This is a genomic window from Chloroherpetonaceae bacterium (assembly GCA_033763895.1).
GTDB lineage: Bacteria > Bacteroidota > Chlorobiia > Chlorobiales > Thermochlorobacteraceae > JANRJQ01.
Genome location: JANRJQ010000008.1, coordinates 95,213 through 109,491, shown reverse-complemented (window position 1 = coordinate 109,491; position 14,279 = coordinate 95,213). Strand labels below are relative to the sequence as shown.

General features: G+C 44.5%; 11 protein-coding genes. 9 read left to right on the top strand and 2 right to left on the bottom strand.

What is annotated here, in order from left to right:
* Positions 1-15: 15 nt before the first annotated feature.
* The 9 genes from SFU91_07725 (at position 16) to SFU91_07685 (ending at position 12,155) form a co-directional block, all read left to right on the top strand.
* The gene (locus tag SFU91_07725) at positions 16-4,071 is read left to right on the top strand and encodes an alpha-amylase family glycosyl hydrolase (GenBank protein ID MDX2128907.1); all 4,056 of its coding nucleotides are present in this window, start codon (positions 16-18) and stop codon (positions 4,069-4,071) included.
* Between the two features lie 76 nt (positions 4,072-4,147).
* Positions 4,148-6,325 (top strand): M1 family metallopeptidase, encoded by a 2,178-nt coding sequence (locus tag SFU91_07720; protein MDX2128906.1) that lies wholly within the window; start codon positions 4,148-4,150, stop codon positions 6,323-6,325.
* 124 nt (positions 6,326-6,449) lie between these two features.
* Positions 6,450-7,592 carry an ATP-dependent 6-phosphofructokinase gene (locus SFU91_07715; GenBank protein ID MDX2128905.1) on the top strand — a complete coding sequence of 381 codons (1,143 nt, stop codon included), beginning with the start codon at positions 6,450-6,452 and terminating at the stop codon, positions 7,590-7,592.
* Positions 7,593-7,817: 225 nt separating this feature from the next.
* Positions 7,818-8,504, top strand: coding sequence for a carbonic anhydrase (locus SFU91_07710; GenBank protein MDX2128904.1), 687 nt, complete (start codon positions 7,818-7,820; stop codon positions 8,502-8,504).
* A gap of 17 nt (positions 8,505-8,521) precedes the next feature.
* Positions 8,522-9,568, top strand: a complete 1,047-nt coding sequence (locus tag SFU91_07705) for a sodium-dependent bicarbonate transport family permease (protein MDX2128903.1) — start codon at positions 8,522-8,524, stop codon at positions 9,566-9,568.
* An 8-nt stretch (positions 9,569-9,576) separates the two neighbouring features.
* On the top strand, positions 9,577-9,879 hold the full coding sequence (locus SFU91_07700) for a hypothetical protein (protein MDX2128902.1): 303 nt from the start codon (positions 9,577-9,579) through the stop codon (positions 9,877-9,879).
* Positions 9,880-10,017: 138 nt separating this feature from the next.
* Complete coding sequence (locus SFU91_07695; protein MDX2128901.1) at positions 10,018-10,596, top strand: helix-turn-helix domain-containing protein; 579 nt, start codon at positions 10,018-10,020, stop codon at positions 10,594-10,596.
* Positions 10,593-11,207, top strand: a complete 615-nt coding sequence (locus SFU91_07690) for a phosphatase PAP2 family protein (GenBank protein ID MDX2128900.1) — start codon at positions 10,593-10,595, stop codon at positions 11,205-11,207. The genes SFU91_07695 and SFU91_07690 overlap by 4 nt, the downstream gene beginning before the upstream one ends.
* A 15-nt stretch (positions 11,208-11,222) precedes the next feature.
* Positions 11,223-12,155, top strand: a complete 933-nt coding sequence (locus SFU91_07685) for a hypothetical protein (GenBank protein ID MDX2128899.1) — start codon at positions 11,223-11,225, stop codon at positions 12,153-12,155.
* A gap of 57 nt (positions 12,156-12,212) precedes the next feature.
* Here the strand turns inward: SFU91_07685 and SFU91_07680 are convergent, their stop codons facing one another.
* The gene (locus tag SFU91_07680; protein MDX2128898.1) at positions 12,213-12,593 is read right to left on the bottom strand and encodes a group II truncated hemoglobin; all 381 of its coding nucleotides are present in this window, start codon (positions 12,591-12,593) and stop codon (positions 12,213-12,215) included.
* Positions 12,593-14,185: an L-aspartate oxidase gene (nadB, locus tag SFU91_07675; GenBank protein MDX2128897.1), complete on the bottom strand. Its 1,593-nt coding sequence runs from the start codon at positions 14,183-14,185 to the stop codon at positions 12,593-12,595. The genes SFU91_07680 and nadB overlap by 1 nt, the downstream gene beginning before the upstream one ends.
* Between the last annotated feature and the right edge of the window lie 94 nt (positions 14,186-14,279).

Here is a 14,279-nt window from a genome sequence, read left to right as displayed (position 1 = left end):
AAAAACATTCAAGCGATGAGTTTAGGCCGCATTCAAGCGAATTTGCAAGCCACTTCTGCAAAAAATCTTTCCCCAAAATTCGAATTTCATATTTCCAAAAAAGCGAGAGATACTTACCAATTCGATGAATCGTTTTTTTCGATCAAAGGAACCGTAATTGCTGAAAACTTTCAAACCACTCTTAAGCTCGCTGAATCGATTAACACATATCGTAAAGCGCAAGCTCTTCCCGAAACAGCTTTGGTCAGAACTGCGGAACTTCATGCAATGGGCTTGCTACATGAAGTGCTTCACTTTGTCATTGGGCTATATAAAGAAGATGTGAACCCAAAGGCGATGGAAAATTGCGAAAAGGCAATTCTCTCAACACTTGGCGATGAAAGCGGGGAGAGGCTCTTTCGCCGCTTTGCCTCCGATTTTCCTTCTCTTCAAGTGTATCGCGGTGAACTTACAGCAAACGATTACTTAAGCCATAGCTCGGAGGGTGTGCCCAATCGTGAATTGAACCTCGAAGAAATGTTGCTGCTTTGGGTAGAAAATCAAAACCCTGCCTATCGAATGATTCGCGACCTTATCGACGATAACGAACTTTTGCTTGAAACAGAATACTCGAAATCTATCAAAACGGCTGACGCCTTTTTTGACCAGCAACCACCTTTTGGACCGGATTCTCAACCGCTTCTTAAAATGCTTCTTGCGCCGGCACTTGCCTCTCCCGATAATATTATGGGTCAATTGCAATTTGTGCTTCAGAAGTGGGAACAGTTGATTGCAAGAACGCCGCTTCAAAAGAAACTTCTGCTTTCAACGGATTATATCCGCGAAGAAGGAAAATATTTTTGGATGATTTCCGCAGCGGCAGATGATAAGGCCAAGATGCCTGAAGAAATTCGCGGCGTGGAATTTTGGGGCTGGGGCGAAAAACCAACGCCTCAAGTCGCTGATTATGCAGACCCGCTTTACGGCAGCGCACCGGAGCGTTATACCAAAGATGAAAACTGGATGCCACGATTGGTTCTCATAGCGAAGTCAACCTATGTTTGGCTTGATCAGCTCTCAAAGCAATACGGGAGGCCGATTATAAGGCTTGATCAAATACCTGATGAAGAGCTTGAACGGCTTTCACGCTATGGATTTACCGGCCTCTGGTTCATTGGAATTTGGGAACGCAGTTACGCTTCCAAAAAAATAAAAAATATCAACGGTAACCCTGAAGCCGTTGCTTCGGCGTATTCACTTGATTCATACGAAATCGCTGAGGAATTAGGCGGTGTTTCAGCCTATGAAAATCTGAAAACCCGTGCTGCAAAATTTGGAGTTCGTTTAGCAAGCGATATGGTACCAAATCATATGGGGCTTGACTCTTCGTGGGTCATCAATCATCCTGAATGGTTTCTTTCCACAGACTATCCTCCTTTTCCTAACTATACTTTCAACGGGACTGACCTTTCAAAAGACCCTCGCATCGGAATATTTCTTGAAGATGGCTACTGGAGAAAAACAGACGCCTCGGTGGTTTTTGCTCGGCTCGATCGATGGACGGGTGATGTGAAGTTTATTTATCACGGCAACGATGGCACCGGATTGCCTTGGAACGATACTGCACAACTGAACTTTTTGAAAGAAGAAGTGCGAGAAGTTGTCATTCAAACCATTTTGAAAGTGGCAAAAATGTTTCCCGTAATCAGGTTTGATGCCGCAATGGTGCTTGCGAAGATTCATGTCGAGCGGCTTTGGTTCCCCGAACCCGGTAAAGGTGGTGCAATCCCTTCTCGCTCGGCATTTGCAATGACAAAAGAGGAATTCGACCGCCTAATGCCCGAAGAATTTTGGCGCGAGGTGGTGGATCGGGTGCAAAAAGAAGCTCCGGATACGCTTCTGCTCGCCGAAGCTTTTTGGATGCTTGAAGGATATTTTGTGCGTACACTGGGAATGCACCGCGTCTATAACAGTGCATTTATGCACATGTTCAAAAAAGAAGAGAATAAAGAGTACCGATATCTCATTAAAAACACCCTTGAGTTTGACCCGCGAATTCTTCAGCGGTATGTCAATTTTATGAATAACCCTGATGAAGAAACTGCTGTCAATCAATTTGGAAAGGATGATAAATATTTTGGTGTTTGTGTGATGATGGCGACTCTTCCGGGCTTACCGATGTTCGGGCACGGGCAAATTGAGGGCTTTTCGGAAAAGTATGGAATGGAATACAAAAAGGCGTATTACAATGAAATTCCGGATGAACACCTGATTAGGCGGCACGAAAGAGAAATCTTCCCACTGCTAAAAAAGCGATACCTCTTTGCCAATGTTGATAACTACCACCTCTATGACTTTTATGACGAAGGGATTGTCAATGAAAACGTTTTCGCTTTCAGCAACCGATATGGCGAAGAGCGGGCGTTGGTTTTTTTCAATAACAAGTATGATTCTACATCGGGATGGATAAAAACATCGGCCGGGTTTCTTCACGGTGGAAAAGTCATTCAACGAGAATTGGGAGAGGGTTTAGGGCTCTCACATAATAACAATCAATTTGCTGTTTTTCGGGATCAAGTTTCGGGTCTTGAATATATCCGTTCCATTAAAGAACTCTGGGCAAAGGGAATGTTTGTTGAACTTGGCGGTTTCAAAAGTCATGTGTTTTTAGATTGGCGAGAAGTGGTGCCCTCAAAATTGCGCCCTTATGACGAATTGGAGCATTTGCTCGGAGGTAGAGGGGTTCCTTCAATTGAAGAGGCGGTCCTAGAAATTAGTTTAAGGCCGGTTCATGAATCGGTTCAAGAGATTCTTTCTCCTAAACTGTTGATGAAGGTAATTCAAAATGCAACATCTTTTAAAAGTGACAAAGAAACAGTCCTAACATTAAACACCCACTTCGAGAAACTTGCCAAGGCCATCGCAGAAGTTTCGCACGCTCCACTGCAATCCAAAGAGGCAGGAATGTTACTTGAAAAGAAATTAATAACCCTATCAGAAATCCTGAAGGCTGAAAATGGAGGAGACTTCACGGCACTCGTAAATACCTTTTTCCCCAAAGAAAATAAGTCAGGAGAAGGTTGGCGAGTTTTCTATGCGGCACTTGTGATGCATGAAGTATCACTGCTTCATAAGGGAGAAAGGAAGAATTTGGCACGCGAGTGGCACTTAATAAAGCTATCACGCCGATTTTTCAGCGAATGCGGGGCTGATGAAGGCCGTGCCAATTATGAAGCGGCGCTCGCTGCCGTCTTTTCGGAAATGCTGTTAACTGCACCTGTTTCACTTTATGACTCCATACTCACGGCACTTTCAACCAACGAATTAAAAGCGTTGATTGGCTCAAATCTGCATAATGGTATTGTTTGGTTTAATAAAGAAGCCGCGGAGTACCATCTAAAGTGGATAATGGTAATGGCGGCACTTCAATTGGGAAGATCACTTTCTATTTTGGAACTGAAACAAGTGGAGTCTTTAATTGCCCAAAGCGAGTTTCAATTGGCGAGATTCATTCAACTTCTCACAGAGTTAAACTTAAAAGAAGCGAAATCGGTGAATGAAAAAGTCAGTGTTGCACAAGTTGAAACGAAGAAACCGAAGCCGATACAAGTTATCACAGCAGATGTAAAGCCGGAAAAAAAGGCAGTTTCAAAGAAGGGTAAGACAGTGAAATCCTTGAAAGTCAGTCAAGCTTCGCAAAGCAAAGCGGCAACGCCCGCAAAGAAAAAAACGGAGCAAAAACCTTTCGCTAAAAAGGTGAGTACCGTGCCGAAAAAATCAAGTTCAAAATCGTCAAGCGTGAAATCGAAGAAAACAGTCGTTCAGGAATCTCCGAAACCGGTAGCAAAAAAGAAGGTGATGTCATTGAAAGTGAATCAAGCGACGAAAAGCAAAAGCAAGTCTAAATTGACTACATCAAAAACCAAAAGCACAAGTAATTCTCAACCAGTGAAGAAAGTTGCTATGGCGAAAGCCAAAACAAAAAGTGATGTGAAGGGATCCGCTAAAAGCGTTTCAAAAAAAGCGGTAAGCGTGAAAAAGGTTTCCACGAAAACAAGCCAAAAAAAGAAGTCCTCTTCAAAAGCCAAATAAGCGATGATGGCAACCTTTCATTAGAAGCGTGAGGTTGCCATCTGATTTTTCTAATTCACGACAAACCAATTTTGAAATGATTTTTTTGCATCGTGCCGTGCGTGCACTCTTATTGATCTCAATTCTGTTTTTTGCTTCTTGTAAAACGGAATCGGTAATTCAAACAGATAAAAATCAGTTGACGATTGAAGTGGGAAAGTTTATTTCGAGCGAAACCGGAATTGTGCCTGAAAGTGAAAACGCCTCACCTTTTCGACCGTTGCCATATGCACCGCCCAGTATAACGCGCAATGCCAAAGGTTCTCCGACAAATGCCTATTGGCAGCAAAGAGCCGACTATACTATCGATGCTGAACTCGATACTTCCAAGCACCGTGTAAAAGGAAAAATGAAACTTCGATACTTCAATTTTTCTCCCGATGCCTTGGGTTACCTTTGGCTTCAGCTTGATCAAAACCAGCTTCAACCCAACGGAAGGGTGAAACTTGCCCTGCCTGAACCTGAGGATTTGGAAGGGCTTTTTTCACGAAAAGAATTTGAATTCGAAGGTGGTTTAACACTGACGAACCTTGAAATTCAATCATTCCCAAAAAAGAAATTGCCGGAAAATCCCGAAGTGAATGTTCCACTCAAGGCACGGTCAAGATTTCCGAGAGCGTTACCGAAGGCCCTTTCATCCAAAGAAATGCTAGCGATGGAGTCTTTTAAGGACACAGTGCAAGTAGGAAAATACAGGCCGGGCTATTACATCAACGACACAATGCTTCGGGTCGATCTAAAGACAGAACTAAGTTCAAACGATTCGTTAGAAATCGTAATGGAGTGGGAATACCCGATTCAGCTTACCGGCCGGACAGGAAGGGAAGAATTAAGCGGCGGATGGGTCTATCAAATTGCTCAGTGGTATCCTCGGATGTGCGTTTATGACGATGTAAATGGGTGGAACACGCAGCAATACTTTGGTGCCGGTGAATTCTATACCGAATTTGGAAACTTTGATGTTAGGCTCACAGTGCCAGCCACACATATTTGCCTTGCAACCGGAACTTTGCAAAACCCAAGCGAGGTGCTCACCCCGCTTGTTCAAAGCCGATTGAAAGAGGCAAAGCAATCTGAAAAGACCGTTGTCATTGTTGGTGAAAGTGAACTTGCGACATCCGCTGTGAGGCCCAAGCTTAACGGCTTGCTCACTTGGAGATACACCGCTAAAAATGTAAGAGATTTTGCTTGGGCAAGTTCAGCTGCATTCATTTGGGATGCCGCGGCAGCGAAGATCATTGATGGTGCACGAGAACGATCGATTCTCGCAGCGTCGCTTTATCCTAAGGAAGCCGCCAAGATTTGGAAAAACTCGACTCAAATGGTTCGTGAATCGCTCATTCATCTTTCTCGATGGATGCCGTACCCGTATGAAACAATGATTAATGTCAATGGGGCTGTTCCCGGCGGAATGGAATATCCGATGATCATCTTTTGTCGTGAGCGCTTCAATGATTTTTTCCTTTACAGTGTAACCCTTCATGAAATTGGTCATACGTGGTTTCCAATGGTGGTTCAAAATGATGAGCGGCGTTATGCTTGGATGGATGAAGGCTTGAATTCATTTTTAGAGCACTATGGAACCGTGGAAAAGTATCCAGAGTTGATGGCGCAAGTCTCGAAAGGGCGAGCCATTGTACCGTATATGCTCTCCGAAAATCATCAACCGCTTTTAACACATCCGGAAGAAATATTGGATTTAGGCGCCAACGCATATGATAAAGCGTCGCTTTCATTGATTACTCTTCGGGAAGAAGTTCTTGGCCCAGAAAAATTCGATTTTGCCTTTAAGGAGTTTATTGAACAATGGAAGTACAAACATCCACAACCGACAGATTTTTTCAGAACAATGGAAAATGCGGCAGGCGAAGATTTGGCTTGGTTTTGGAGAGGATGGTATTATACAACCGCATTATTAGATCAGTCGATTGATACCGTCATGCAAAGCGATTCGCTCGGTAAGTATTATGTGCAAATTGAATTGCGCAATCTCCGGACAATGGTGATGCCTGTGAAAATGGAACTCACTTTTGAGGACGGCACTACAGCGCGAAAAGACTTGCCGGTAGAAATTTGGTTTAAGGGGAACCGATTTCTTTCAGGATTTTTTATTCCAAAAAAAATCAAATCGATACTCCTTGATCCCGAAAAGAAATTCCCGGATATCAATCCTGAAAACAATCTGTGGAATTCAAAGGGTAATAATATTCCTTGAATGATTTGATTTCTTCTTTTGCAAGTGTAGGGAGAGAATTCTTGAAATTAGATTCATTTAATTCCTTCGGCTGCTTTAAATTCACGGCGACTTTTTGAAACGCTCATAACCAATTCATTTATCAATGTCGGTTACACCTGTTATGGAAGGCTCATCAGAGCAATTAAGTGGAGAAATTCAAAAGAATATTAAAACGGTTGGTATTCTAACATCTGGGGGAGATTGCTCCGGACTCAATGCCACCCTGCGAGCAGCCGTAAAAACGCTTCTTGCTGATTATGGCGTCAAGGTTATTGGCTATCGCGATGGGTTTCGAGGAATGATTGAAAATGAATATCGAGAGCTTACGAATAAAGATGTTTCTGGAATTCTTTCTATTGGAGGAACCATATTGGGTACATCCAATAAAGCGAACCCTTTTCGCCAGTATCAGCCCGAAACCGGCGATTTCAAAGATGTATCGAAAAGGGTTGTTGAAGACGCGCACAAATTAGGAATTGATGCACTCATTGCCATCGGCGGAGATGGCACAATGTCGATGGCGGCACGATTTACAGAAATGGGATTGCCAACCGTAGGGATTCCGAAAACCATCGATAATGATTTGATGGCCACCGATTTAACCTTCGGGTTTTATACAGCGGTTCAAATCGTTTGTGAGTCAATTGATCGTATTAATACCACCGCGATGTCGCATCATCGGGTAATGGTGATTGAAGTGATGGGTCGTTATGCGGGTTGGATCGCGCTTTACGGCGGAATGGCCGGTGGCGCTGATGTCATTCTCTTACCCGAAATCCCATATGATATCGAAAAGGTGGTTGAAGTATGCAAAAACAGAAATAAACAAGGACAAGGCTTTACAATCATTGTCATTGCAGAAGGCGCAAAAGCCACGGATGGAAAACTGGTGGTTCAAAAAATGGTGAAGGAAAGCTTCGATCAATTGCGTTTGGGAGGTGTCGGTCATCGCTTGGCGGCCGAATTGGAAGAGTTTCTAAAGGACATTGAAGTACGGGTTACAATCCTTGGCCACTTACAGCGCGGCGGCACACCAACGGCGTTCGACCGGATTCTTTCAACACGCTTTGGTTCTTACGCCGCTCATATGGTGATGCGCGGTGAATTCGCGAAAATGGTTGCTTTGCGTGGCGCACAAATGGTGGCCGTTCCAATCTCGGAAGTAGCCGGAAAAAATAAATTTGTACCACCCACACACGACCTCATTCGCTCCGGAAAATCATTGGGTATTTCATTCGGAGATTAATTGATTTCCCCCATTTTCCCTCTCTCTAACATCGCCACTTCCTCCTACATCTTCACACATAAGCACTTCAATTCATAGCCTGCTTCATACAACTATAAAATTGCAGCAGATTCAAGCATTCGTTTTTTTAAAAATATTTGTGAAAACTTGTTTATTAAGGAAAACTTTAATAAAATTGCGGTCACTTTTATTAAATTAAATCTTAATAATAACTTATAAGCGAATATGAAACAGAAACTTTTCATTTTGGCAGTCCTCCTTTTCACCTCCGTCTTTGTTGTGGCTCAGAACCGCAGTCCGCTTTCGTCCGATAGCGCCATCGCACGCTTAAAAGCGGGCAACAAGCGATTTATGGAAGGCAAAACCATTCATCCGCGTCAAAACCCGGAGCGAATTCGCGAAGTCGCCAAAGGCCAAAAGCCTTTTGCCATCATTGTGGGCTGTGCCGATAGCCGCGTTCCAAACGAAATCATTTTCGACGAAGGTTTAGGCGATTTATTCATTGTTCGCACTGCGGGTCAGGTTTCGGCCGGGGCTTCGTATGGCAGTATCGAATTCGCTGAGGCGGTTCTTGGTGCAAATTTGATTGTGGTTCTTGGCCATACCGAGTGCGGGGCTGTAAATGCAGCGTGCAATTACAAAAATGCCGTGCCCGGAAACATTATCACCTTAGTGAATGCGATTAAACCCGCTGCGCTCAAAATTGAAAATGAACTCAAAGCAGGGCGTATCAAACAGCCCGATGTCCTGAATGCAACGGTGAGAGAAAACGTACGGATGCAAGTTGAGCAGCTTCGCCAATTGGAACCCATTCTTGCAGAATCAATGCGTTCAGGACGATCGAAGATTGTAGGGGCAGTGTATAACCTCGCAACGGGTGAAGTGGAATTTTTACCCGAAACCTTGAAATAACCACAATCACATAAACTATGGAATTACAAGCTTTATTAGTTGCCCTGCTTTCGCCGATGGTTTTAGCCTTTGTGCTGGGTATTGTGGCAACAATGATTAAAAGCGATCTAAAATTTCCGGAAGAACTCTACACTTCGCTAACCATTTATCTTCTAATTGCCATTGGGATTAAGGGTGGATATAAGCTTTCGATTACACCGTTTCAGGAAATTGTATTTCCAGCGATTGCAGCATTGATTCTGGGAATCGTGATCCCGATTTGGTCGTATCAGTTGCTTCGCCACTTAGGGAAATTTGAAATCGCCGATGCCGCAGCTTTGGCAGCACATTACGGCTCTGTTTCTGCCGTAACTTTTGCAGAAGCCCTTGCCTTTCATGATAATCTTAAAGCAGCATTTCTTCAGCAAAACCCTGCGATGACCGATGAGATGCTCAAAGCAAGTGGTGCACTCTATGAAGGCTTTATGCCCGGGCTCTTAACTATTATGGAGTTTCCGGCGATTATCATTGCGATACTCACAGCGAGAATTGCTTTGAAAAAAACGGATGGAAAAAGTCAAAGTGTAGACGCATCACTTACTTCAGTGCTTAAAGAGTTAATTGCTGGGAAAAGTAATTATCTGATGATCGGTTTTCTGATCATCGGGCTTGCCTGTGGGAAACGTGGATGGGAGCAAGTTTCACCGTTTTTCGATTTACCGTTTCGTGGCATTCTTACGCTCTTTCTTTTGGAAGCTGGGCTTGTTGCCGGGCGCAGGTTTAGCGATTTGAAAAAAGTCGGCCCGTTTATTTTTGGCTTTGGGATTGTGATGCCCATTCTTCACGCAATGCTCGGTATTTACTTAGGAAAACTTGCGGGGCTAAGCTTAGGTGGTGCAACTATCCTTGGTGTGCTTGCTGCTAGCGCTTCCTACATTGCCGCACCTGCGGCCTGCCGTGTAGCGTTACCGCAAGCCTCGCCAACGCTTTATCTGACCGCCTCTTTAGCGATAACCTTCCCATTCAACATCATCGTTGGGTTGCCGCTGTATCATTACTTTGCAAAATTACTTTATCATGTGTAGGAGGAGAAATGAAAACGGTTAAGCTAAAGTGCATTACCATTATTGCCGAAGACACGCTTCAAAGTTCACTTACAAATGAACTTTCTGTTCTCGGTGTGAAAGGTTACACCATCGAAAAGGCAACTGGAAAAGGGGAAGCAATGGAACGAATGAGTGAGTGGGAAGGAGAAAATATTCGCTTGGAAGTATTGGTTGGAGAGGCAATGGCGGAAAAAATTGTTGAAAAACTTTCACAAGACTATTTCAACCGTTACAGTCTCATTGCTTATCTCACTGATGCTGAGGTGATTCGCGGAGAAAAATTTCTATGACAAATTGCATTTGGAAAAGCGAATTTTTTTGATTTTTCAACAAAACTCAGGGAAAAATTCTTTACAAAAAGCCTGCAAAAACCAAGCGGGCTTTTTGTTTTATATTCGCCGCTTAACCAAAGAAGTGAAAGAAGAGTTATGACCGATATCTACATGCTACGCGAATTAGAGCAAATCAAAGCCATTGCGGATCCTTTAAGGCTAAAGATTTTAAATGTCCTGAGCGAGCAAAGCATGACAACAAAACAAGTGGCAGAATACTTAGGCGAGAACGTGAATAAACTGTATCATCACGTTGAAACCCTCGAATCCGCCGGACTCATTAAACTCACACACACGAAACAAAACCGCGGAACGCTTGAAAAGTATTATCAAGCTATAGCCAAGCATTTCACCCTCTCTCCCGTTCTTTTTGAAGTAAGGCTCGATACCGATGAAGAGAAATCAAAAAGTTCTGAACTGACATTCTCTTCGGCCTTGCAAGCCACACTTTCTGAGCTCAAAGAGAGCTTGAATAAAAAATTGATTAAAAGCAGTGGTTCGCATCCCTTTTTTCGGCGCCTGCAAATTCGCACTTCAAAAGAGAAAGCCACAAAACTTCAAGCACAATTTGAGGCGTGGATTGAAGAATGTGAAAAATCAAATCAGAAGAATGGCGAACAGACGTTTGGAATCACCGCCACATTTTATCCAATTGCCGAAACAACAAAGAAATGATAGAGTGGCTATATCAGGTTGATGTTGGGCTGTTTCGATTTCTCAACGAAACCCTCTCGAATCCCTTTTGGGATACGCTCTTGGTGTATCTCACAACATTGAAGAAATCGTGGTGGATTGCTGCGGGTGTTGCACTCTTCACGGTTTACCGAAGAAAGTGGGATGGTGTGGTAATTGTTCTTCTTGCTGTGATTTCCATTGCCATTGCCGATCAAATCGCTTCCGGTTTCTTTAAGCCGCTCGTTGCACGAACCCGCCCCTGTTTTGCGCTTGAAAATGTTCGGCTTTTGGTCGATCAATCTCGCTCATTTTCTTTTGCCTCCTCTCACGCCGCGAATACAATGGCAGTATTCACCATCATTTTCTTTTTCTTTTGGAAGACAAGCGAGCAGCAAAGAAATATTGATCGAGCCTTTGTGTGGACACTCGGGGTTTATACCCTGCTTGTAGGTTGGTCAAGAATTTATGTGGGGGTTCATTATCCAAGCGATGTGTTGGGTGGGTTTGTGATTGGCATTTTTGCTGCAATGGTGAGCTACGGTGTTTATAGTTATATCATGAAAAATTGGGTACTGTTTCGACGCCAAAAGGCTTCGCCGCAGAAAAACTGAAAAGGGAACGATTGAATGAGGGAGAAAAATCTCATCTTCATTTTTGTGGATGGGCTTGGGCTTGGTTCTGCTTCTGAAACAAATCCACTCTCCGTGTTTCCAATGAAACGGCTCAAGGCTTTAACCGGAACCGAATTTGTAACACCACTTGCGAAATCAACCCTTCACGATTTTCTTCTTCTCCCAATCGACGCCGGACTTGATGTGGCCGGTGCTGGTCAAAGCGGCACAGGGCAGTTTTCGATTTATACCGGAATCAATGGGGCAGAGCGGTTTGGAAGGCACTTCGGCCCACATCTGCCTTCAAGCTTAAAGCCGCTCCTAAGTGAATTCAATCCCTTCACGTGCCTAAACGAACTTGGGTTAAAAACGATATACCTGAATGCATATCCAAACATCTTTATTGAAACATGCCTGAAACTTCGGCAGATAGGAAAAATTCGTTCCTCAGTTCTCTTTGAAGCCGCAGCTTTGGCTGGTCAAGCCTTTTTTTCTGTGCCGGAATTGAAGGCGGGTAGAGCCGTTTCGGGAGATATTACAGGCGCGTGGTGGAAAAAAAATCTTGAACACGGAAATCCCGAGATCGAAGAAATCTCACCTGAAGAAGCCGCGAGAAATGCGATGAACTGTGCAAAAGATGGTACGGCTGTTTTTTTCGAATTCTTTCTCCCCGACCTTGCCGGGCACGCCCGCGTAAAGCTTCCCTCATCTGAAATTATTCGGCGGCTTGAAGGATTTTTATGCGAAATCATTTCACAAATCGACCCTCGCCATACACTTCTTGTTCTAACCAGCGATCACGGAAATTTTGAAGACCTTTCCACCGAACAGCATACACTAAACCCCGTTCCGCTTTTGGTGTATGGAAATGAGAGCGATTCTTTTAGAAGCGTTCACGCCATTCATCAACTCTTCCCAAAAGTTATGCAATGGCTTTCTGAAAAATGATGTTGGTGAAAAGATGAATTGAGATGTGAAAAAGAAACCGGTTGAATCGAAGAAAAATTATCCTTCTTTATTCCGCATAAAATCAGCCGTGCGAGCAAAGGAGCCCAAGAGTTCGAACTTGAGTGATTCATCTGCCACAACTTCATTCAGTGCTTTTTGCATACAATAAAGCCATTCATCGCGCTCCTTCTCTCCGATAGGAAAGGGAAGATGCCTTGCCCGCAAACGCGGATGACCGAAGCGGTCGGTATAGAGCGGCGGCCCGCCTGTCCAACCCGAAAGGAAATAGAAAAATTTTTCTGTGGATTCATGCAGCGAAAAAGGATGCAGGGCGCGAATGGTTTTCGCGTTTGGGTCTGTATCCATAATTCGGTAAAAAGTCTCGGCGAGTTCGCGAACCTTAGCTTCACCGCCAAGCCGCTCATAGTGTGTCGTCATCAGAAGGAACGGAGAATGGTATTATGAAGAAAATGCTTGTTATCTCGCTGAGGGTAATCGGTAGTGTAATGCAGCCCGCGCGATTCTCGCCGTTTCATTGCTGCTTCCACAACCAACTTTGCCACTTTGATAATGTTGCGCAGTTCAATCAGTTCCGATGAAACTTTGGTTTTTTTGTAGAATGCCTCGGTCTCATCTTTCAAAAATTCAATCCGCCGCCGAGCGCGTTCGAGCCGCAAGTCACTACGGACAATTCCCACATAATCGTTCATCACCTGCTGAACTTCTTTGCGGTTATGAGAAATGAGAATCCACTCTTCGGGGCTTTCGGTGCCGCTTTCATCCCAATCGGGAAAATCAACGGAATTTTTAACGGTATCAAAATTGACAATGATATCTCGGTAGGCTCGGTGTGAAAAGACAAGCGCTTCCAAAAGCGAGTTACTTGCCAATCGGTTGGCGCCGTGAACGCCGGTTGAAGAAACCTCGCCGCACGCGTAAAGCCGCTGAATGGTGCTTGCGCCTTTCAAGTCTGTTGCTACGCCGCCGCAGAAGTAATGTGCCGCGGGGACAACGGGTATCATTTCACGCGCGATATCAATTCCAAAGGAAAGACACTTTTCATAAATGTTAGGAAAGTGCTCTTTGATGTCATGTTCGGTTTTATGGGTGATATCCAAATACACGAATTCATCGCCGGTGCGCTTGAGTTCTGAATCGATTGCGCGGGCAACGATATCGCGGGGTGCGAGCGATTCGCGCGCATCATATTTTTTCATAAATGAATCGCCGTTCTTTGTTCGCAAAATGCCGCCAAATCCGCGAACTGCCTCGGAGATAAGAAACGATTTGGCTTTGGGATGATAAAGCGTAGTGGGGTGAAACTGAACGAACTCCATATTGTGAATTTCCGCTCCGGCGCGGTAGGCCATTGCAACGCCATCGCCGGTGGCAATATCGGGGTTGGTGGTGTGCAAATACACATGACCTGCACCGCCGGTGGCAAGCATTGTAAATCGTGCAAGAATTTTTTTGAAAGAACCGGTTTGGCTGTCGAGCGCGAAAACGCCGTAACAATTAATGTCATTGGTTTTCTTCCCTAAGTGGTGCTCTGTAATTAGTTCAATCGCGGCATGATGCTCTAGCACGGTGATGCGTGGGTTTTCCGCAACGCGTGCAAGCAACGCCCTTTCAACTTCCTTTCCGGTAAGATCAGCCGCGTGCACAATTCGATAAGCCGAGTGTCCGCCTTCCTTCACAAGGTGTAGTGCCCCCGATTCCCGAGTGAATTCAACCCCAAGCTCGATGAGCTTGCGCACATGCTCCGGCCCTTCTTTCACGAGAATCTCGACCGTTGCGCTGTTGCAAAGTCCGGCGCCGGCATCGTGCGTATCAGCAATGTGCGATTCGAAGGAGTCTTCAGGCGTAAGCACGGCCGCGATTCCCCCTTGTGCCCAGTTGGTATTGGAATCGGAGCGTTCTTTTTTGGTGATAATGGTAACATCGGCAAATTCGGAGCACTTCAGCGCAAAGAAAAGCCCTGCAATCCCGCTGCCGATGACGAGAATATCGGTTTTGATGGTTTCAGTCATACTTCAAAAATTCATTGAGGGGCAATGTATGAAAAGGCGGGGAAATGCGATGCACTGAAAGTGAAGGAATAGGGTAAATAAATTAATAATGATA

Excerpts from the sequence above, each read along its gene's own strand:
- SFU91_07725 (MDX2128907.1), top strand. The coding sequence starts at position 16 with ATGAGTTTAGGCCGCATTCAAGCGAATTTGCAAGCCACTTCTGCAAAA.
- SFU91_07700 (MDX2128902.1), top strand. The coding sequence starts at position 9,577 with ATGAAAACGGTTAAGCTAAAGTGCATTACCATTATTGCCGAAGACACG.
- SFU91_07705 (MDX2128903.1), top strand. The coding sequence starts at position 8,522 with ATGGAATTACAAGCTTTATTAGTTGCCCTGCTTTCGCCGATGGTTTTA.
- SFU91_07720 (MDX2128906.1), top strand. The coding sequence starts at position 4,148 with ATGATTTTTTTGCATCGTGCCGTGCGTGCACTCTTATTGATCTCAATT.
- SFU91_07695 (MDX2128901.1), top strand. The coding sequence starts at position 10,018 with ATGACCGATATCTACATGCTACGCGAATTAGAGCAAATCAAAGCCATT.
- SFU91_07710 (MDX2128904.1), top strand. The coding sequence starts at position 7,818 with ATGAAACAGAAACTTTTCATTTTGGCAGTCCTCCTTTTCACCTCCGTC.
- SFU91_07685 (MDX2128899.1), top strand. The coding sequence starts at position 11,223 with ATGAGGGAGAAAAATCTCATCTTCATTTTTGTGGATGGGCTTGGGCTT.
- SFU91_07715 (MDX2128905.1), top strand. The coding sequence starts at position 6,450 with ATGTCGGTTACACCTGTTATGGAAGGCTCATCAGAGCAATTAAGTGGA.
- SFU91_07680 (MDX2128898.1), bottom strand. The coding sequence starts at position 12,593 with ATGACGACACACTATGAGCGGCTTGGCGGTGAAGCTAAGGTTCGCGAA.
- SFU91_07690 (MDX2128900.1), top strand. The coding sequence starts at position 10,593 with ATGATAGAGTGGCTATATCAGGTTGATGTTGGGCTGTTTCGATTTCTC.
- nadB (MDX2128897.1), bottom strand. The coding sequence starts at position 14,185 with ATGACTGAAACCATCAAAACCGATATTCTCGTCATCGGCAGCGGGATT.